Genomic DNA, 19,619 nt, shown 5'->3' on the forward strand with positions numbered 1-19,619 from the left:
AGGTCCGAAATCGGCATCATCGCCGAGCCAATGATCCCAAACGCATGCTCAATACCATGCATCTGCAAAACCTTAACAAAGGCCTCTTCCGTCGTCATCTTCATAGGGGTGTTTCCTTATCTTCAGAACGCTAAAGCGTTGGTAAATTACAGTATTTCGTCTCTTAGGTAATAGCCGACATACGCCATGCGCTGACCCAGACGGCGGAAGGGTGTCAGGATGCCGTGACTCGGAAGCGGGGACGTGAAGATCGGCAGGGCAAAGGCCTTGTCTTTCTTGCCCGCGATCAGCTGTGCCATACGACGCCCGGCCTGAGCCGAGTACATCACGCCGTTGCCACCATATCCCATCGCGTAGAACACGCGCTGTTCCGGGTCCGGTTGAAAGATACGCGGCATCATATCGTGGCTAACATCGACCCAGCCCCACCACGAGTAATCGAGGTTGATATCCGTCAGCGCCGGAAACTTTCGGGCGAGGCCCTTTTTCAGAAGCTCCAAGTGTTTTTCGTTCTCGGCGTCTCGTCCTGTTACCGCGCTGCGGCTGCCGATCTGCATCCGGTTGTCAGGCAATAAACGATAATAATGGCGCAGGGTGCGCGTGTCCGTCAGGGGCGATTTGGTCTGAATGCCACACTCATCCAGCTCGGCCTGGGTCAGCGGCCGTGTCACCATCGAGTTGGACAGGATAGGCATCAAGCGGTGCTTTGTGCGCGTGTTCAGACCCGGCGGGGTATAGCCCGCGGTTGCCAAGGCCACCGTTTTGGCGCGGACGATGCCGCCCGGTGTGCGCAGGTGATGCACGCCGTTCTTCGTCTGCCATCCCATAACCGGGCTGCCGGTGTGAATTTTCACCCCCAAACGACGCGCCATGTTGACATAACCGAACGCCAGTTTACCCGCATGGATACAGGTCCCGTCAGGTTCCCACATGGCACCTGCGGCTTCCATATCGCGCACGTGCTTTTCATGCAGCTCTTCCCGAGAGAGGATGCGCGAGCCGTAGCCGAACACATCGTTGAGCAGCTTGCTCTCTTTCTTGAGGGACGGCATGACCTTGTCGCGATGCGCGATGTAGTAGTGGCCGCCTGGCTGCGGGTCGCAATCGATATCATCCGACGCAATCAGATCGTTGAACAGCTGAAACGCTTCTGTGACCTCGGCATGCATGCGCTTGGCCACGTCCGTTCCCCACCGTTCGATCCATTGCGACCGCTTGAGCCGCCCGGATGAGATCTGGGCCTGCCCGCCATTGCGGGTGGAGCAGCCCCATGAGACGGTATTTGCTTCTAAAACAACGGCTTGAATGCCGTGTTCCTTGGCAAGATGAATGGCGGTCGACAGACCGGTATACCCCGATCCGATCACCACCACATCCGCATCCATATCGCTGGACACAGGTCCATCATCGGCCGGAGGTGTTCCGGCCGTTCCAATCCAATACGTGGGCGCGTGGTCGCGATTGTGACCCGGACCCGCATCAATGATCGGGTCATATTTGGGGTCATAGCTGGCCTTGGGCCAGTGACGCGGGATGCTGTTATCCACCATTCTTGTTTTTCTCCGAGGCTGCGCGCAGGGCGGCGGATCAGGCTTTGAACATTGGGCGCGCTTTGCGAAGCGCCTGTTTTACAATGATTTTACCGTCACGAACGGTGAACAGATCTGCACCTTCGGCTTCGATCCGCATTCCGTTTGCGTCGGTTCCCGTGAAGGTCCACTCGGATACAGCACGATCACCGTGGACAAAGTGGCTGTGATGGTCCCAATGGGCGTCTTTCATGCCTGCCCAGACGCCCGAAAACGCGGCGGCGATGGCTTCGGCACCTTCAACCTTGTTGCCGTATTTCTCGTCACCGGCCACGGTGTAGAACACGCAGTCGTCGGCGAAGTGGGTCATCACGCCGTCGATGTCGTGGCGGTTGAACGCGTCGAACGTGTCCGCCAGGTCCTGCGTGGTCAGGGTTTTGTTCATTTTGTACTTCCTTGTCAGTGGGGTTGTTACATTTCGTCCGGGTTCGGAACGATCAGTGTCGGGATCCTGGAGCGCCGCAAAACGCGTTTTGCGACCGTGCCCAGGAAGGTGTGCGAAAAGCCGTGATCATGCGCTCCCAATACGATCAGGTCGCAACCCAGTTCGACCGAGCGGCGCAGGATCACTTCTGCCGGATGGCCGTCAGTCACCTCGACCGAGGTGACCTGATCGCGAATTTTCCCGTCGTCGCCGTCGAACTGCGCCCAGAACTTGGCTTGCCGCTCGGCCAGAACCTTGCGCACCATCTCGTGACGACGCTCAATGGCGGTCTTGCGGGTCTCTTCGTTCATAATGAAGATTTCCATCGTGATCTTGGCGTCGTCCGACAAGGGTTCATTCACGTGCAACACGTGAATCTCCGCCCCGGTGGCCTGCGCGATGCTTGCGGCATGGCGCATGGCGTGACCCGAGTTTTCGGACAGGTCGGTGGCAAACAGGATGTTGGAGACCATCTGTTTCATGTCGTCATCCTTTCAGATCAGTAGCCAAACAGCCGTGGAAGCCACAGCGACAGTTCAGGGAAGAAGGCGATAATGAAGATCGCCACCGTGTTTGCCGCCGCAAAAGGCAGCGCGCGCAACGAGATCTGTTCGATCGAGATGTTCGAGATACCCGATGCGATGAACAGGTTCTCGCCCAGCGGCGGGGTCTGGAACCCGATGCCCAGCGTACAGACCATCACCACGCCAAAGTGGATCGGATCGATACCAACCGAATACGCTACCGGCAGCATTACCGGAACAAGGATCAGGATGGTGGCCAGTGTTTCCATGAACATGCCGACGAACAGTAGGAAGAAGATGATCAGCGCCCAGATTACATAGAGGTTGTCGGTGAAGCTGAGCATCGAATCTGCGATGATCGCCGGGATCTGGTTTTCCACCAAAAGACGTCCGAACACCGTAGCGGTGAACAGGATCAGCAGGACGCGACCGGTCAGCCATGTGGTGGCTTCAAGCGACTGGAACAGCGACTGCCAGGTCAGTTCGCGATAGATGACTACCCCCACGAACAGGGTATAGAAGATCGCGACGATTGCAGCCTCGGTCGGGGTGAAGAAGCCGGTATAGATACCGCCCAGGATCACCAGCGGCGCCATCAAAGACCAGAACCCGCGATACATTTCGCAGCCCACATGGCGGATCGACCAGCCTTCGGCGACGCCTTTGTAGCCGCGCTTTTTCGACATGAAGTAGTTCAGGATCAGAAGGCTGGTGGCGATCAGGAAGGCGGGTACAAACCCGGCAATGAACAGTTTCGAAATCGAAACCGACTGGAAGGTGCCGAATTTCTCGACCGCTTCGGGTGGCGGGGCCATACCGAGCGCGGCAATGCCGAAGATCACCATCGGGATGGAGGGAGGAATGATAATCCCGAGGCCGCCAGAGGACGCAGTGATCGCCGAGGCATAGCCGCGCTCATAGCCGCGGTCGATCATTGCCGGGATCATCAGCATCCCAACAGCCGCGGTTGTTGCCGGGCCCGAGCCCGAAATTGCACCAAAGAACAGACAGGCCATGACCGTTGCGGCCGAAATACCACCGGTGAAAGGACCGGCCAGACTTTCGGCAACGTTGATCAGGCGTTTTGAGATACCGGCAGCCTCCATCAAGGCCCCGGCGAGGATAAAGGCTGGCAGCGCCATCAGCGGGAACGAGCCCACGGATGTAAAGGCGATCTGCACGAATTTGATCGGGTTATCGCCCAGATAGAGAAACGAGATCAGCGACGCGACACCCAGCGCCACCGTGATCGGCGCGCCAATGAGCAGCAAGAACAGAAATGATCCAAACAGGACCGTGACGATTTCGGATTCCATGATTTAACCCCCTGCCCTTAGGATTTCTTTGCTGCTTCGGTCGCAGCTTTGATTTCGTCGAGGTCGATCTGATCGGGATCGTGAATGTCCTCGCCTTTGACAAGGCGGAGGTAATTCACCTGAATGATGCGGACGGTCATCAGCGCAAACGCGATGGGCAGCACCATGTAGATATACTTCATCTCGACACCCAGAGTCTGGGATTTCCAGAACTTGTTCATCTTGTTGAAGACAAAATCTGTCGCCAGATAGAGGAAGTAGACATTGAAGAAGAGCCAGAAGAGATCGGCGAAGGCTTCGATGTACTTGATCGCCCCCTCAGGCAGGAACTTGAACTGGAATGTCACGCGGTTATGCGCCCCTTTCAAGGCGGCGTAACTTGCGCCGAAATAGACGAACCATACGAACATGTAGACCGAGAGTTCTTCGATCCAGCTGACCGAAAAGCCGAAGACTTCGCGCGCGATGATCTGCACGAATAAAAGGCAGACAAAGCCGGATAAGAGTATCCGGCAGATGACACTTTCTATGTTGTCCAGAAATTTCCAGAACATGTGGTTTCACTCCTCCCTGAGATGAGAAGAGCGCCGTGGCGCTCTTCCCGGTATCGCTCTGCGGCGATTATTGCTGCACCGGCTCGCGGCCAATGGCTTCCAGAACGGTGTTCAGTTTTTCGACGCCACCGATGGAGTCGTAGAACTGGGGCCATACGGCACCTGTCGCCAGTTCGATGAACTCGGCTTCGTCGTTTTCGGGATCGATGATCTCCATACCTTTGGCGGTCAGCTCTTCCTTGATGGCGGCTTCGGAATCCCGCAGGAACTGTGCGGATGCCAGGGTGGCTTCCTGTCCCGCTTCAAGGATAATTGCCTGATCTTCTGCGGACAGGTCCTGGAAGACCGCTTCTGAAACGATGAGCGGTTCGATCGAGAAGATGTAACGCAGGTTGGTGACGTGGTCCTGAACCTCGTAGAACTTCATCGCGTTGATGGTCAGGTAAGGGTTGTCCTGCCCGTCGACCACCTTGGTTTGCAGTCCGGTGAAGGTTTCCGACCAGGCCATTGGCGTCGGGTTGATGCCCCACGCTTTGTAGGTTTCGATCATGATCTCGTTCTTGGGAACGCGGATGACCAGATCCTGAAGGTCGGCAACCGATTTGACCGGCTTTTTCGAGTTGGTCAGGCGGCGGAAACCGGTATAGGTCCAGCCGATGATGCGCACGCCGGCATCACGGATGGTGTTTTCGACCAGTTCCTGACCGATTGGGCCCTGAGTCAGCTTTTCGGCATCTTCCAGGCTGAGGATCACGTAAGGCAGCGTGAAAACACCGACCGAAGGCGAGAAGGGCGTGATGTTATTGATCGCCAGCAGCGACATATCCAGCGTGCCGATCGCCGCCTCGTTCACGGTGTCCTGTTCGGACCCCAGCTGACCGTTCAGGAACAGCGTGGCGGTGTGGGCACCGCCCGATTTCTCTTCCAGCGCCTTGACGAAGGCGATGCCCAGAGCTTCCTGTGCGCTTCCTGCGCTATCGCCCACCGCGATCTTGAAGTTCTTCGCGTCAGCCGTGCCTGCAACCATCAGTGCAGCAACGGAAACGGCGGCGCTGATGGTGCCAAGCTTTTTGATAAATGACATGGATGTCCTCCCATTTGTCGTGTTTCGAGGTGCGCGATGGCCTGGGGAGAAGGTGGCCAGTCCGATTCTGCCTCGGCCACAAGAGGCTATCTTGCCAACATGGTTTCGTCGTTGTTAATATTTGCGCGAAAGGTTTCACAAATGTCGAACTTATAATATGAGACAGAACCCACTGGCCACCCGCATCGGGGACACGGACATTCGCCTTCTTCGGGTTTTCAAAACCGTTGCGGAAAGCGGAGGGTTTTCGGCAGCAGAAATTGAGCTCAACATCGGGAAATCAACAATCTCGAAACACATATCGGATCTGGAGCTTCGGCTGGATCTGAAGCTGTGCAACCGTGGCCCGGCGGGTTTTTCCCTGACTGAAGACGGCGAGAAAGTGCTGGCCGCGACAGAAGACCTGCTGATTTCGGTTTCGCAGTTCAGAACCGAAGTCAACGAGATCAAGCAGCAACTGGCAGGAAGTATCCGCGTGGCGCTGTTCGATCAATGCACCACGAACCCCGAAGCGCGCCTTGCGCGCGCCATTCACAGCTTCAACGAAGCCGCCCCTGCCATCCAGATCGAGTTGTCGATTGAACCGCCTAACGTCATTGAGACCATGGTTATCAGCGGGCAGCTGGATGTCGGGATCATCGCCCTGCACCGCCCCTCGGCAAGCCTGCATTATGCGCCGCTTTATGGGGAAAACATGTTTCTGTATTGCGGGCAGGCCAATCCGTTGTTCAGCCAGTCCGCTGACACGCTGAGCTTGCGGGACATTCAGGCGTTCAACTATGCGGGTCTGAACGTGAACTCGCCCAACCTGATCTACGGCCAGCAACTGGGGTTTCGGCGCGCCGCCAAAGTGCAGAACGAACAAGCCCTTGCAATACTTATTCTGTCGGGCAGCTATCTGGGCTTTCTTCCGGACCATCTGGCGCAGGAATTTGTTGATAAGGGGCTTATGAGGCAGGTGATGCCGCAGGAAATCAAATACAGAACGCGCTTTGCGGCGGTGACGCGGAAACAGCCGGATCCGACACGCGCGGCCAAACTGTTTCTGGAAACCCTGCTGAGCGTCCATTCCGAAGTGCCCTGAGCCCGGCCTCGTCGCCTGTTTGCGCGAGGGCACCCCGTTTATTAACCGAAGACATGCGCCAGCCGGGGGCGCACGGCCGCGCTTGTCGTGTCCACTAGGGCGAAAGGCACGGGGAAAATTGGTCGAAAACGTCTGATTGAAAACAAATTTGACTTGGCAATTCCAGTTTGATTTCAATCGGCGAAGACCATCACCTCTTGCCCCCAGATAACCGGAGAGCTGCATGTCATCCGACCCTGTTGCCGCCTTGCGCAATCAAACTGATCACGAGGCGCAATCATGAGCCGCGATGCCTTGCTGCAACCTTATCAGCTAAAGCACCTGACGCTGAAAAACCGGATCATGACAACCAGTCATGAACCCGCCTATCCCGAAGGTGGGATGCCGACGGAACGCTATCGTGCCTATCACGAGGTGCGGGCCAAAGCGGGGGTTGCGATGACCATGACGGCGGGGTCGGCCGTTGTCAGCCGCGACAGCCCGCCTGCGTTCAACAATATCCTGGCATACAAGGACGAGGTGGTCCGCTGGATGGCGGAGCTGACGGATGCCTGCCATGCCCATGGCTGTGCGGTGATGATCCAGCTGACCCATTTGGGGCGGCGCACGGGCTGGAACAAGGGTGACTGGCTGCCGTCCCTGTCGCCGTCGCACGACCGGGAACCAGCGCACCGGGCCTTTGCCAAGAAGATGGAAGATTTCGACATCGCGCGGATCGTGACCGATTACGCCGATGCCGCCGAACGGATGCAGGCCGCCGGGCTGGATGGAATTGAATTGCAGGCCTACGGTCATCTGATCGATCAGTTCTGGTCGCCGATGACCAATCGGATGGAGGCGCCCTTTGGGGGCAATCTGGACAACCGGATGCGCTTTGGTTTCATGGTTCTGGACGCAATCCGCGACCGCGTCGGGAGCGATTTCATCATAGGGGTCCGTTACACCGCCGATGAGGTGGAAAAGGGCGGCATAACCGAAGCGGAAGGGCTGGAGATTGCCCGAAGGCTGCGCGACAGCGGTCAAGTCGATTTCCTGAACATCATTCGCGGGCGTATTCATACCGACCCGGCCATGACGGACGTGATCCCGGTTCAGGGCATGAAAAGCGCACCCCATCTGGATTTTGCCGGGCGGGTTCGGGCCGAGGTTGGGATGCCGACCTTTCACGCCGCGCGCATTCCCGATGTGGCGACGGCGCGGCATGCGGTGGCCTCGGGCCTGCTGGACATGGTCGGCATGACCCGCGCGCATATGGCAGATCCGATGATCGTTGCCAAAATCCGGGCTGGACGGGAAGAGGACATCCGGCCCTGTGTCGGTGCCACTTACTGTCTTGACCGCATTTATCAGGCGGGTGAGGCGCTGTGTGTCCACAACCCGGCCACCGGGCGCGAATTGTCGATGCCGCATCTGATCCCCGCCGCTGAAACGCGCCGCCGCGCGGTGATTGTGGGCGCAGGCCCCGGCGGGCTTGAGGCGGCGCGGGTCGCGGCCGAGCGCGGGCATGACGTCACCGTTATTGAGGCCGCCCCCGCACCCGGCGGTCAGGTGCGGCTGACCGCGCAGTCCCCGCGCCGGGCCGAGATGATCGGGATCATCGACTGGCGCATGGCCCAATGCGCCGCACGCGACGTGACATTTTGTTTCAACACCTTTGCGGACGCCGATGCTGTAACTGCGCTTGCGCCGGACATGGTGGTGATCGCAACCGGCGGATTGCCCGAGGTGACGGTTCTGGAGGCGGGTAACGATCTGGCGGTTACTGCCTGGGATATCCTGACCGGTGATGTGCGCCCCGGCGACAATGTCCTTATCTATGACGATGCAGGGGATCACCCGGCCCTGATGGCGGCTGAGGCTATCGCGCAAGCGGGGGGGCGGGTAGAAATCATGACCCGAGACCGCAGTTTTGCCCCCGAAATCATGGGGATGAACCTGGTGCCCTACATGCGCGCCCTGCAAAAGACCGGTGCCGAGTTCACAGTCGCCCGGACGCTGAAATCATTGGTGCGATCAGGCAATCAGCTGGAGGCAGCCATTGGTACGGATTACTCGGACCTGATAGAAAAGCGCCTGTATGATCAGGTGGTTGTCAATCAGGGTGTTTTGCCGCTGGATGATCTGTACTTCGATCTGAAACCGCTGTCGCGAAACTTGGGCGCCGTGGATTATGAAGCGCTGGTCGGCAGGTCCGGCCCCGTGTTTCCGCAATCTGTCCCAGAGGCGGGGTTTGATCTGTACCGGATCGGCGATGCCGTTTCATCGCGCAACACGCATGCCGCCATTTATGATGCGCTGCGCTTGGGGCTTCGATGGTGAGGCCATTGAAACACCCCCCGGCCAAGCACGCCACAAACAGCTTTTCACCTGACAGTCAGTCAAAGGACCGGACATGAGCAACACAGAGGTCATCGAAACCGTTTGGATTCCCATGCCGGACGGCGCAAAACTTGCGGCACGGCTTTGGCTGCCCGGCTCGGCCCGAGCAACGCCCGTTCCCTGTGTTTTGGAATACATCCCCTATCGCCGCCGGGATCGCACCCGGATGCGGGATGAAAGCATGCATCCGCATTTCGCCGCTGCAGGCTATGCGTCGATCCGGGTGGACATCCGCGGCTATGGCGACAGCGACGGGATCCCCGAGGATGAGTATTCGCATCAGGAGATTCAGGACGGGCACGACATCATCCAGTGGATTGCCGATCAGGACTGGTGCGACGGAAATGTCGGAATGTTTGGCAAAAGCTGGGGGGCGTATAACGCCTTTCAGGTGGCCGCTACCCGCCCGCCTGCGCTGAAGGCGATTGCGCCGGTGATGGGAACGGATGACCGCTGGCGCGAGGATATTCACTTTTACGGCGGCAGTCTGGCCAATGACAATTTCTGGTGGGGCTCGATCATGCAGCTGTACAATGCCATGCCGCCCGACCCCGAGATCGTGGGCGCAGATCGCTGGATCGACATGTGGCGTGCACGGTTGGAGGGGGGCGAATTCTGGCCCGCCATGTGGCTGGAACATCAGACCCATGATGACATGTGGCGGCGCGGTTCGATCTGCGAAAACTACGCGGATGTCGATGTGCCGGTGTATTTCTTTGGCGGATGGATGGACCTGTATCGCGACACTCCGTTCCGCATCGCGGAACACCTGAGCGGGCCGGTCAAGATCCTGATGGGCCCCTGGGCGCATCTGTACCCGCAAGAAGGGGTGCCGGGGCCCCGGGTCGATTTCGTCGGCGAGGTGATCCGGTTCTGGGACCATTGGCTGAAGGGGATCGACACGGGCCTGATGGACGAGCCGCCCTTGCGGTTTTTCCTGCAGGACAGTGCCGCCCCGTCCGGTACACATGTGCACCGCGACGGGCGGTGGATCGAGGAGCCAAGCTGGCCATCGCCACATGTCAAGGACCAGCCCTTGTGGCTGAATGACGGAACGCTGGACGCCTCCGCCGGGTCGGGCGGGGAGATGTCGGTTTGTTCGCCGCAGAATTTCGGGGCCGCAGCGGGCGACATGTGTTCCTTTGCAATACCCGGAGATATGGCGGCAGATTGCCGGATCGAAGCCGCAGGGGCGCTGCAATTCAAAGCAGAGCCACTTGGAGAGCCGATCGATATTCTGGGCCAGCCCTCGGTAGACCTGACAGTTTCTGCCGATCGGGCGCAGGGTTTTGTTGCGGCCTTGCTGGTGGATGAGGCCCCGGATGGCGCGCAGACATTGATTGCACGCGGGTTCTGCAATCTGACCCACCGGATCAGCGACACTGAACCGACACCGATCACACCCGGCGAAGACATGCACGTGACTGTCCCGCTTTATGGAACCGGTTATCGGGTGTTGGCGGGTCATCGCATCGTTCTGCAAATCGCGTCCGCCTATTGGCCGGTCCTGTGGCCAGCGCCCGAGCCGGTTACGCTGACGATCCAACCCGGCACATCGCGGCTGATCCTGCCCGTGCGCAGCCAGCATGATGACGCGCCAGCCCCACGCCCCTTGCCCGAACCTCGGGGTCCCGACGTCGCCCCGCGGAAGACGAACGTTCGCTCCGGTTCGATGGAGCGTTCGGTCCACACCGATCTGACCAATGGCGAGGTGACACACAGGTATTTCCTTGACGGGGGTGTCTTTGGGCCGGTGGGCGATATTCGCCTCGACGATATCGGCACGGTGCTGAGCGATATGTCGGATCGACGCTATACCATCCAGCCGGATGATCCGTTGTCGGCAGTAGCCACAATGGAGCAAACCGCCGGTTTCGACCGCGAGGGGTGGTCCGCCAAGATCTGGACCTGTTCCGAACAAAGGGCGACTGCGACCGAGTTTCACCTGACCGCTCGCCTAAAGGCGTGGTCGGGTGACGACCTGATCTTTGAGGAAGAACAGTCTTTTGTCATCCCCCGCAACGGGATGTAGGCGCAGAATGGTTTACAGACCTGCCGTCTTGTGGTGCGTGGGTTGGTGGGCTGCTCGCGGGATCGAAATTGTTCAGGGCTCTCATCCGGGGGCAACGTGCATCAATCGGAACCTATCTTTGAGCGGGATTGCAAAACCCTGTAGCAAGGGCGCAAGAAAGCAGGACGAAGGAGAGTTGCCATGACGAGTTTTTCTGAGAACCTGAGCGCCCTGCGGCATGAGTTTCACCGCAACCCCGAGCTTGGCTTTCAGGAGGACTGGACCAAGGCCCGGATCGCCGATCACCTGAGAAGCCTTGGCATCGAAGTGCATGAAGGTGTCGGCGTTGTTGGTGTTCTGCGAGCGGGTCATGGCAACCGGTCCATAGGTCTGCGCGCGGATTTCGACGCCCTGCCCATTACCGAGGCCAACAGCTTTGCCTACAAGTCTCAGAACCCGGGCGTGATGCATGCCTGCGGCCATGACGGCCATACGACGATGCTGTTGGGCGCGGCCGAGCTTTTGGCCAGGGAACAGGGCTTTGACGGCACCGTTGTCTTCCTGTTCCAGCCCAATGAGGAGCACGGGCTGGGTGCGCGGGCGATGATTGAGGAAGGCGTCCTGCGGGATTTTCCGATTGACGAAGTCTATGGCGCGCACAATCTGCCGGGCGAACCCGTTGGGCGGGTTTCAACCCGCGCCGGTGTTGTTTGTTGCAGCGAAAGCCTATTCGAGATCACAATCACTGGTCAGGGCGGCCATGCCTCGATGCCCCATGTCGGGCGCGAGACACTTACGCCCGCAGCAGAGCTTGTTCTGGCCTTGCAAACCATCGTTTCGCGTAAGCTTGCCCCGTCGTCTGGCGCGGTCGTTTCCGTGACCGAGTTCATCACCGATGGGCAGCGCAACGTCCTGCCAAGTCGAACGGTGTTGAAAGGGGACGCACGGGCGATGTCCCCCGACGACCGCGCGCGGATTGAACACCACATGCGGCAGATTACGGCAGGCGTGGCTGAAAGCCACGGTGTCGCGGTGACGGTGGATTTCCTGACTGAATTTATCGAGGCGATCAACGATGCCGACGCCGCAACCCATGTGGTTTCAGCCGCAAAAACGCTGGGTTTGGAGGTTGACGGCGACCGGACCGCCATGTCGTTTTCCGAGGATTTCGCGGAATTTGCGGCAGCGGTTCCGGGGTGTTTTCTGCTGATCGGCAATGGAACCGAGGGGTCGAATGGCCGCCCCCTGCACGCGAATGACTATGATTTCAACGACGCGCTGCTGCCATTGGGAGCAAACCTGTGGGCCGAACTGGTGCGGCAACGCCTGCCTGTGACCACCTGACTGTGCAGGACGATCCATGGATTTTCCGGATCGCCCGCTCAGGTCGTGCTGAAAATTCGCTATCGGATGCCGGTCTTTTCCAGAATGATCAGCGTGCTGCTTCGGTGGGCGCGCATGCCGAACCCGACCATTCAGCGCCGGATGCGCCGGTCAGGAACCCGTCGCTTAGCCTTATACCGGGATCGTCCGCACGCAGCGCGTGTTCCAGATCGCCCCGGTCAAGTTGCCCATCCAGCCGCTGTCGGTAGAGCGCGCAGAGCCTTGGGAACCCCTGAGATTGCGGCGACAGGCGCAGGGCCGAGACGCCAGCACTTTGCAGCAACTCGATCTGATGATCCGTGCAGGCATAGCTGTCTGACAGGGTCTGCACACCGTTCATGGCCATGAACGGCTGTCCATCGCCGGTCAGCACATCCAACCCGTCGGGATCGTTTTCGCAGGCAAACTGGCAATTATCCTTGCTGCGCCCATGCAGGCGCGCGTGGTAACACCGGCCGGAGATGGCCAGCGGCAGGCGACCGTGGCCCCAAACCTCGACCGCGACACCCAAACTGGCGGCGGCTTGTGCCAGAACCCTGACCGAGGCGATTGGCAGTTCCGGCGGCAGGCATATGCGACGCGCCCCGCGTGACGCCAGCCATGCCAATGTGCCTTCGTTATAGACATTGATCAGCGGTCCGACATCGAAATCGGTGTTTTCGGGCAGATGCGCTAGCGCAGTCAGATCGTTGATCTCGACCGTGACCCCCAGATCCGCCAGATCGGCGGTCAGCTTGCGTTCACGCTTGAGCGTCACCAGTGCAAGACTGGTCAGCGCAACCTGTTTGCCTGCTTCAACCAACCGGGCAATCGCGTCGGGAATCCGGTCCTGATAAAACGGCAGGCGCTTGGAACAAACCAGCTCGCCCAGCACGATGCGGTCGACGGGGGTTTGGGCCAAATCCTCATAAAAGGATGTCCAGCTATCGGCGGGCCAGAAAAACTGGTTGGGGCCAACGGTCAGCTCCATCGCGCTATCTCCAGGTCTTTTTGTATGCGCCGGTTGTCATGGCCTGCCCTTCGGACAAACGGGCCAGCATCCCCTCGGGCAGGGGGCGTCCGGCCTCAAGCGCGTCGACAGCGGCGCGGAAATTCCGAACCACCTGCGCAACGTAGGATTTCGAGCGCTGGCGCCCTTCGATTTTCAGCGCGGTAACGCCGGCCTTCTGCAATTGCGGGATCAGCCGTTCCGCATTCAGGCTGACGGGGTCTTCGAACAGGTGGCCCGTCTTTTCACCTGCGGAAAAGCACCCTTTGCACAATGTCGGATAGGGTGCCGGCTGATTTCGTTCGACCCGGTGGATCAGGTAACCGCCCAGACGGGTGTTCAACGCGCCCTGATCGTTCTGGTATTCAACATGGCTGGCGGGCGAACAGACGCCATTCATGTTCGGAGACAGCCCGGTGGCATAAGAGGACAGCGAACAGCGACCTTCGGCCATCACGCAGAGCCCGCCGAACACAAAAACCTCGGTCTCGACTTCTGTTTCGGCGTTGATGGCGGCGATTTCGGGAACCGACAGCACGCGCGGCAGGACCACACGTTTGACGCCGAAGGTTTCGGCATAGAAGTTGATCACATCGGCATTCGCCGCCGCGGCCTGCACGGACAGGTGCCTGCGCAGCCCCGGATGGTTGCGCGCGGCATAATCCAGCAGCCCGATATCGGCGAGGATCACGGCATCCGCGCCGCAGGTTTCCGCGTCGGCCACCGCGCGATGCCAGATTGCTTCGCTGCCGGCGCGGGGAAACGTGTTGATCGCAACCAGTACCTTGGCCCCGTGGTCATGGGCAAAGGCAACACCCGCGCGCATTTCGGCCCGGTCGAAGTTCAGGCCCGGAAAGTTGCGCGCGTTGGTTTCGTCATTGAAGCCGCAATAGACTGTATGCGCCCCGGCCTTGACGGCTGCGCGCAAGGCGGCGGGCGTTCCTGCCGGGCAGACGATTTCCATCACCATAGTACAGCATCTTCCGGTCGAGTCAGGTACAGGCCGGTTCGACGTTCCACCAACGCGATCAGCTGCTTCAGCGGGCGCGCAAGCGGGCCGGAGAGGGCTGCGGCCTCGTGCGCGAGGTCCAGTTCCGCGTCGTCTATTGCGTTGCGCAGGGCCAGCGCCGCGGCCGTATCGCCCTCGATCACCAGATCACGTGAGAAGAACAGTGCATCGCCGTCAAATGCACCGTGAACCAGCCCAAGAAGGGCCGCCAGAGGGCCGGAAATACGCGCAACCCCTGTCCCGCTGCGCCGGGTCAGTGTCACCTTTGGGGCACCGCCATTCGGATCAAGCAGCAGGACAACAGGCAAATCCGTCGGATCAAGAACGAAAACTGATCTTCCGTATGCGCCAAGCCGTTGAAACATTTCCGGGTTTTTCTTTGCGACCCGGCGCGTGAAGACCGTCAGCGACAGCGACAAGGGGCCAAGCGGCACTATCCGAAGCATGGCCGCCAAAGCCGCCGGGCAGCGCGGTATCGGGTTCTGAGGAACGGGCAATGAGACCTCCTGCTGTCTCAACATTATGACCTTGGATGCCTTCCTAGGGCGATCGCGGCTGGGGTGACTTGACGGTTGTCAATTCGACCCCTCGCTTTCGTTGCTAGAGGGTGGAAACCACCGTCGGAGCAGTCCCATTCGCACCCTGCCGCAATATCCCAGCCTTCGGCATTTTCTGAAATGGTGCGAGGACACCGGACAGTTCAGGCGCATCCCTGATCCGGTTTCCGTACGCCATCAGATGACCGCCGTTCACCGCGCCGTGCTTGAGGCGGGCGGGCCGGTTCTGCAATTTGACCACCCGACAGACGTGTCCACTGATCGGTTCGATACCCCCGTCGTCGTCAACCTGTTCGGAACGGCGGAACGGGTTGCTGCCGGGCTGGGTGTCACACCCGCCGGGCTTGACGATCTGGGGGCCTTTCTGGCCGCGCTGCGGTCCCCGACGCCGCCGGACGGAGTGCGGGACGCGCTGGCCAGATGGCCGATGCTGAAGGCGGCCCTGTCGACCCGACCGAAACTGGTCAGAACCGCCCCGGTGCAAAGCCTCTGCCACAGCGGAGCGGATGTGGACCTGACCGCGCTGCCAATCCAGACCCACTGGCCCGGCGATGCGGGGCCGCTGATCACGTGGCCCGTGGTTCTTACCCGGCCCTACGGCAGCGATGCCAACGCGGCGCAAGGCTATAACGCGGGGGTTTACCGCATTCAGGTGCTGGACCGGAACCGTGTCATCATGCGCTGGCTGCCTCATCGCGGCGGCGCGGCGCATCACAGGAGCTGGGCGAGGTGCGCCGAAAAGATGCCCGTCGCCATTGTGCTGGGCGCAAACCCCGCGACTTTGTTATCGGCGGCCTTGCCCTTGCCAGAAACGGTATCCGAGCTGACATTTGCCGGTGCCCTGAACCAGAAGCGCCCACATCTGATCCCGGCCAGAACCATCCCCATGTTGGTCCCTGCTGACGCCGAGATTGTTCTGGAAGGTTGGGTTTCACCAAGCGAGACCGCCCCCGAGGGGCCTTTTGGGGATCACACCGGCTATTACAACCCGGCTGAACCCTTTCCGGTGATGCAGGTCAGCGCTGTCACCCATCGGGACGCGCCGCTGTATCTTTCGACCTATACCGGGCGGCCACCGGACGAACCGTCAATCATTGGCGAGGTGTTCAACCGCCTGGCCCTGCCGACCATCCGCGCGCAGATCCCCGAAATCCACGATCTTTGGCTGCCGCCCGCCGCCTGTTCCTATCGAATGGCAATCGTTGCCATCGACAAACGGTATCCGGGGCAGGCCCGGCGCGTGATGATGGCCCTGTGGGGAATGCTGCCGCAATTCAGCTATACGAAAATGATCATCGCGGTCGATGCCGATATCGATCCCCGAAACTGGGAGGATATTGCTTGGGCGCTTGCCACTCGCATGGACCCGGGCCGGGACGTGATGGTGCTGGACAGGACACCTATGGATTATCTGGATTTTGCATCACCCGAACCCGGTCTGGCCGGAAAAATCGGCATCGACGCGACGACGAAACTGGGCAGTGAAACGCTGCGGGAATGGGGGACTGTGATGCACACCGCGGATGGAGATCACGCCTTTGCAGAAGACCTTTTAAACCGATTGATGCCGGAGCTGAGAGCATGACAAACGCCCGTGTTGTTTTGGGGGTATCCGGTGCGTCAGGCGCGGCGTTGAGCCTTGCCGTGGCCCGGTGCATGGCGTCATCGGATATCGAGGCCGATCTTGTGGTCAGCGCAGCCGGGATGCGGACACTTGCGCAGGAATGCGGCCCGGACGCTTTGCAAAACCTGCGGCAACTGGTGACGCGGCATCACCCGAGCGCCGATATCGGTGCCAGCATTGCGTCCGGGTCGGTTCCGGTATCCGGCATGATCGTTGCGCCCTGTTCCATGCGAACGCTTGCCGCGATTGCGCATGGGCTGGACGATAACCTGCTGACGCGCGCCGCCAGTGTTCAGCTCAAGGAACGCAGGCCGTTGGTTTTACTGACACGCGAAGCGCCGCTGACCCTGGCCCATTTGCGCAACATGACGGCGGCGGCAGAAATGGGGGCCATCATCCTGCCCCCGGTTCCTGCGTTTTATCTGAAGCCCGACACCCTGATGGATATCGTGTCCCAGATCGCTGCGCGCGCAGTGGACTGCCTGCGCATTTGTGACCCGGTGGCGCAGCAATGGCGCCCGCAATGCGCTGGTGGGTGAGTTCGGGCGCCTCCGGCGGGAGTATTTGGAAAAAGATGAAGTCGCCTGAAGTGCCGAGACGAGACATCTTTTGGAGCGTCTTAGTGGCCTTGCCTGCCTGTAGACGGGTTTTGAGCGTTAACACCGCAGTCTGGCGCCTGTCGGGTCAAACGGTGCCTCGGCCAGTACGCGCGCCTTGTGCGGTTTGCCGATGACCTGAATGACCACCTCATCGCCCGGCTGTGCCGTGTTTGGGTTGCGGAACCCCAGCGCCAGCGATTTCCCGACCGAATAGCCGTATGCCCCTGAAGTGACACGGCCCAGGGGCGTGCCATCGGGGGTAAAGATCGGCTCACCCCCGGTTGCGTCGGCATCTTCGGTCACATCCAGCTCGAAGACGGACAGCACCTCGCGCGCGGGGTTGTCCTTGACGGACAGATAGGCGTCTTTGTGCAGGAAATCCTTGTCCAGTTTGATCAGACCCGCCAGCCCGACCTCTTGCGGCCAGTATTCCTGAGAATACTCGCGCCCCCACGAGCCATAGCCCTTTTCGATCCGCAGCGCCCCCAGCGCGCGCGCGCCCACCGGACCGCCACCACAGTCTTTGGCGGCCTCAAGCAGGGCGGTGTAGAGCGCCACCTGATCCCCCTCGGCGCAGTGCAGTTCCCAGCCCAGATCGCCGGTAAAGCTGACCCGGATGGCCACGCATTCGACGCCAGCGACCGTGATTTTCTGCGACCGCATGAAGCGGAACGCCTCGTTCGACAGATCGGCATTGGTCAGGCGTGCCAACGCTTCGCGTGACCTGGGGCCTGCGATGTTGAACCCTGCGATGCGGTCGGTGGCGACCTCAAGCGTGGTGCCTTTGGGCATATCGACCATGTTGAAGAAGCGCTGATGATAGCGTTCGGCCATGCCGGACCCGATCATCATGTATTCATCCTTGGCCAGCTTGGTGATGGTGAAATCGCCCGCCACGCCACCGCGAACCGAGATCAGCGGCGTCAGGCAGCTGCGCCCCACTTCGGTGGGCACCCGATTGGCCACCAGACGGTCCAGCCAGTCATGGGCACCGGGGCCCTTGATCACGTAATTGGCGAAGTTCGAAATATCGATCACGCCCACGGTTTCGCGCAGCATCTGCACCTCACGGCCCACGGGCACCCACCAGTTCTGGCGGGTAAAGCCGGTGGTCTCTTCCACCTCGGGTTCATCGGCGAACCAGAGCGGATGTTCCCAGCCGCAATTGAGGCCAAAGACGCACCCCATCTGTTTCTGCATCTCATAGGCGGGGCGCGCACGGGCTGGGCGGCCCGCGCTGCGTTCCTCGTTGGGGAAATGGATCTTGAAGCGGTGGGTGTAGGCATCCTGAACGCGGGCCTTGGTGAATTTCTTGTCGGCCCAGTCGCCAAAGCGGGCCAGATCCCAGGCGAACATGTCATATTGCGGCTCGCCCTCGATCATCCATTGCGCCGCCAGCAGACCCAACCCACCGGATTGCGAGAAACCGGGGATCAAACCACCGCAGAGGAAATAGTTCTTCAGCTCGGGCACCGGCCCCCAGAGCATGTTGGCGTCGGGCGACCAGATCATCGGCCCGTTGATTACGCGTTTCACCCCGGCTGTGGCCGCGACTGGCACGCGTTCGGTGGCGCGGATGACGTTTTCCATGATCCGGTCCAGATCGTCGGGGAACAGATCATGGGCAAAATCCAGCGGCGTGCCGTCTTCGGCCCAGAATTTCATGTCTTTCTCATAAGCCCCGATCAGCAGGCCGTTGCCTTCCTGCCGGAAGTAGTATTCGCCGTCGCGGTCAGCGATCGAGGGCAGACGGCGCCCCAGGCTGGCGACCTCGTCGATGCTTTCGGTCACGAAATACTGATGCTCGGTCGGTTGCAGCGGCAGGGTCAGACCCGCCAGCGCCGCCACCTCACGCCCCCAGAGACCGGCGGCGTTGACAACCCACTGGGTGTGAATGTCGCCTTTGGGCGTGCGCACGATCCAGCTGCCGTCGGGCTGTTGTTCGGTTCCTGTCACCGGGCAGAACCGTTCGATGGTGGCCCCCATGGCGCGGGCCCCGGCGGCATAGGCGTGCGGCACGCCCGACGGGTCGACATTGCCGCCATCGGGTTCGTACATGATGCAGCGGATGTCATCGAACTGCGCCAGCGGATGCAGTTCCTTGGCTTCTTCACGGCTGACTTCGTAGAAGTTCAGACCATAGAACCGGGCCTTGGCCTCTTGCAGGCGCAGCTGTTGCTCACGCTCTTCGGTCTGGGCCAGATAGAGCGAGCCTGGCTGGAAAACGCCGCAGCTTTGGCCGGTTTCCTGTTCCAGCTGTTTATACAGATTCATCGTATAGTGCTGGATGCGGGTGATGTTGTTGTTATCGTGCAGCCCGTGAATATTCGCCGCTGCGTGCCAGGTCGAACCGGAGGTCAACTCGTTCCGTTCCAGCAGGACAACGTCGGTCCAGCCAAGCTTGGCCAGATGGTACAGGATCGAACAGCCGGCAAGGCCCCCTCCGATCACGACAGCTTGTGCATGGGTTTTCATGAGTGCTTGTCCCTTGGTC

Annotated in this window: 16 protein-coding genes; 6 read left to right on the forward strand and 10 right to left on the reverse strand. The window is 60.1% G+C overall.

The annotated features are described in order from the left end of the window. Window positions 1-146 precede the first annotated feature (146 nt). The 6 genes from ACR0BF_RS17950 to ACR0BF_RS17975 form a co-directional block, all read right to left on the reverse strand. Window positions 147-1,550 carry an NAD(P)/FAD-dependent oxidoreductase gene (locus tag ACR0BF_RS17950; RefSeq protein ID WP_480521058.1) on the reverse strand — a complete coding sequence of 468 codons (1,404 nt, stop codon included), beginning with the start codon at window positions 1,548-1,550 and terminating at the stop codon, window positions 147-149. 37 nt (window positions 1,551-1,587) lie between these two features. Beyond that, window positions 1,588-1,974: a nuclear transport factor 2 family protein gene (locus ACR0BF_RS17955; RefSeq protein ID WP_480625450.1), complete on the reverse strand. Its 387-nt coding sequence runs from the start codon at window positions 1,972-1,974 to the stop codon at window positions 1,588-1,590. Between the two features lie 26 nt (window positions 1,975-2,000). Then, window positions 2,001-2,495, reverse strand: a complete 495-nt coding sequence (locus tag ACR0BF_RS17960) for a universal stress protein (RefSeq protein ID WP_480496051.1) — start codon at window positions 2,493-2,495, stop codon at window positions 2,001-2,003. A 17-nt stretch (window positions 2,496-2,512) separates the two neighbouring features. Then, window positions 2,513-3,853 carry a TRAP transporter large permease gene (locus tag ACR0BF_RS17965; protein ID WP_480496053.1) on the reverse strand — a complete coding sequence of 447 codons (1,341 nt, stop codon included), beginning with the start codon at window positions 3,851-3,853 and terminating at the stop codon, window positions 2,513-2,515. Window positions 3,854-3,870: 17 nt separating this feature from the next. After that, a complete protein-coding gene (locus tag ACR0BF_RS17970; protein ID WP_480496055.1) occupies window positions 3,871-4,407 on the reverse strand; it encodes a TRAP transporter small permease in 537 nt (178 codons plus the stop codon). Between the two features lie 67 nt (window positions 4,408-4,474). Then, window positions 4,475-5,491: a TRAP transporter substrate-binding protein gene (locus ACR0BF_RS17975; protein WP_480496057.1), complete on the reverse strand. Its 1,017-nt coding sequence runs from the start codon at window positions 5,489-5,491 to the stop codon at window positions 4,475-4,477. A gap of 157 nt (window positions 5,492-5,648) precedes the next feature. Between ACR0BF_RS17975 and ACR0BF_RS17980 the strand changes: the two genes are divergently transcribed. The 4 genes from ACR0BF_RS17980 (at window position 5,649) to ACR0BF_RS17995 (ending at window position 12,309) form a co-directional block, all read left to right on the forward strand. Continuing rightward, window positions 5,649-6,575, forward strand: a complete 927-nt coding sequence (locus ACR0BF_RS17980) for a LysR family transcriptional regulator (protein ID WP_480496059.1) — start codon at window positions 5,649-5,651, stop codon at window positions 6,573-6,575. A 279-nt stretch (window positions 6,576-6,854) separates the two neighbouring features. Beyond that, window positions 6,855-8,894, forward strand: coding sequence for an oxidoreductase (locus ACR0BF_RS17985; protein WP_480625451.1), 2,040 nt, complete (start codon window positions 6,855-6,857; stop codon window positions 8,892-8,894). 73 nt (window positions 8,895-8,967) lie between these two features. Then, a complete protein-coding gene (locus ACR0BF_RS17990) occupies window positions 8,968-10,986 on the forward strand; it encodes a CocE/NonD family hydrolase (RefSeq protein ID WP_480625452.1) in 2,019 nt (672 codons plus the stop codon). Window positions 10,987-11,166: 180 nt separating this feature from the next. Continuing rightward, window positions 11,167-12,309 (forward strand): amidohydrolase, encoded by a 1,143-nt coding sequence (locus ACR0BF_RS17995; RefSeq protein ID WP_480607328.1) that lies wholly within the window; start codon window positions 11,167-11,169, stop codon window positions 12,307-12,309. A gap of 88 nt (window positions 12,310-12,397) precedes the next feature. On the opposite strand, the gene ubiV is transcribed toward ACR0BF_RS17995, so the two are convergent. The 3 genes from ubiV to ubiT are packed head-to-tail and all read right to left on the reverse strand — an operon-like array spanning window position 12,398 to window position 14,842. Further along, window positions 12,398-13,318 (reverse strand): ubiquinone anaerobic biosynthesis protein UbiV, encoded by a 921-nt coding sequence (ubiV, locus tag ACR0BF_RS18000; protein WP_480547520.1) that lies wholly within the window; start codon window positions 13,316-13,318, stop codon window positions 12,398-12,400. 4 nt (window positions 13,319-13,322) lie between these two features. Beyond that, on the reverse strand, window positions 13,323-14,300 hold the full coding sequence (gene ubiU, locus ACR0BF_RS18005; RefSeq protein WP_480496099.1) for a ubiquinone anaerobic biosynthesis protein UbiU: 978 nt from the start codon (window positions 14,298-14,300) through the stop codon (window positions 13,323-13,325). Continuing rightward, window positions 14,300-14,842, reverse strand: coding sequence for a ubiquinone anaerobic biosynthesis accessory factor UbiT (gene ubiT, locus ACR0BF_RS18010; RefSeq protein ID WP_480625453.1), 543 nt, complete (start codon window positions 14,840-14,842; stop codon window positions 14,300-14,302). Before ubiT ends, ubiU begins: the two co-directional genes overlap by 1 nt. Window positions 14,843-14,978: 136 nt before the next feature. Between ubiT and ACR0BF_RS18015 the strand changes: the two genes are divergently transcribed. Continuing rightward, window positions 14,979-16,487, forward strand: a complete 1,509-nt coding sequence (locus ACR0BF_RS18015; RefSeq protein WP_480625468.1) for a UbiD family decarboxylase — start codon at window positions 14,979-14,981, stop codon at window positions 16,485-16,487. After that, a complete protein-coding gene (locus ACR0BF_RS18020) occupies window positions 16,484-17,065 on the forward strand; it encodes a UbiX family flavin prenyltransferase (RefSeq protein ID WP_480625454.1) in 582 nt (193 codons plus the stop codon). Before ACR0BF_RS18015 ends, ACR0BF_RS18020 begins: the two co-directional genes overlap by 4 nt. A 117-nt stretch (window positions 17,066-17,182) precedes the next feature. Here the strand turns inward: ACR0BF_RS18020 and ACR0BF_RS18025 are convergent, their stop codons facing one another. Then, window positions 17,183-19,600, reverse strand: a complete 2,418-nt coding sequence (locus tag ACR0BF_RS18025) for a GcvT family protein (RefSeq protein ID WP_480625455.1) — start codon at window positions 19,598-19,600, stop codon at window positions 17,183-17,185. Window positions 19,601-19,619 lie beyond the last annotated feature (19 nt).

It is taken from the genome of Ruegeria sp. AG7 (assembly GCF_056541545.1).

What these genes read in the sequence shown, in the direction of transcription:
- ACR0BF_RS17950 (WP_480521058.1), bottom strand. Translation starts at nt 1,550, where the DNA reads ATGGTGGATAACAGCATCCCGCGTCACTGGCCCAAGGCCAGCTATGAC.
- ACR0BF_RS17955 (WP_480625450.1), bottom strand. Translation starts at nt 1,974, where the DNA reads ATGAACAAAACCCTGACCACGCAGGACCTGGCGGACACGTTCGACGCG.
- ACR0BF_RS17960 (WP_480496051.1), bottom strand. Translation starts at nt 2,495, where the DNA reads ATGAAACAGATGGTCTCCAACATCCTGTTTGCCACCGACCTGTCCGAA.
- ACR0BF_RS17965 (WP_480496053.1), bottom strand. Translation starts at nt 3,853, where the DNA reads ATGGAATCCGAAATCGTCACGGTCCTGTTTGGATCATTTCTGTTCTTG.
- ACR0BF_RS17970 (WP_480496055.1), bottom strand. Translation starts at nt 4,407, where the DNA reads ATGTTCTGGAAATTTCTGGACAACATAGAAAGTGTCATCTGCCGGATA.
- ACR0BF_RS17975 (WP_480496057.1), bottom strand. Translation starts at nt 5,491, where the DNA reads ATGTCATTTATCAAAAAGCTTGGCACCATCAGCGCCGCCGTTTCCGTT.
- ACR0BF_RS17980 (WP_480496059.1), top strand. Translation starts at nt 5,649, where the DNA reads ATGAGACAGAACCCACTGGCCACCCGCATCGGGGACACGGACATTCGC.
- ACR0BF_RS17985 (WP_480625451.1), top strand. Translation starts at nt 6,855, where the DNA reads ATGAGCCGCGATGCCTTGCTGCAACCTTATCAGCTAAAGCACCTGACG.
- ACR0BF_RS17990 (WP_480625452.1), top strand. Translation starts at nt 8,968, where the DNA reads ATGAGCAACACAGAGGTCATCGAAACCGTTTGGATTCCCATGCCGGAC.
- ACR0BF_RS17995 (WP_480607328.1), top strand. Translation starts at nt 11,167, where the DNA reads ATGACGAGTTTTTCTGAGAACCTGAGCGCCCTGCGGCATGAGTTTCAC.
- ubiV (WP_480547520.1), bottom strand. Translation starts at nt 13,318, where the DNA reads ATGGAGCTGACCGTTGGCCCCAACCAGTTTTTCTGGCCCGCCGATAGC.
- ubiU (WP_480496099.1), bottom strand. Translation starts at nt 14,300, where the DNA reads ATGGAAATCGTCTGCCCGGCAGGAACGCCCGCCGCCTTGCGCGCAGCC.
- ACR0BF_RS18020 (WP_480625454.1), top strand. Translation starts at nt 16,484, where the DNA reads ATGACAAACGCCCGTGTTGTTTTGGGGGTATCCGGTGCGTCAGGCGCG.
- ACR0BF_RS18025 (WP_480625455.1), bottom strand. Translation starts at nt 19,600, where the DNA reads ATGAAAACCCATGCACAAGCTGTCGTGATCGGAGGGGGCCTTGCCGGC.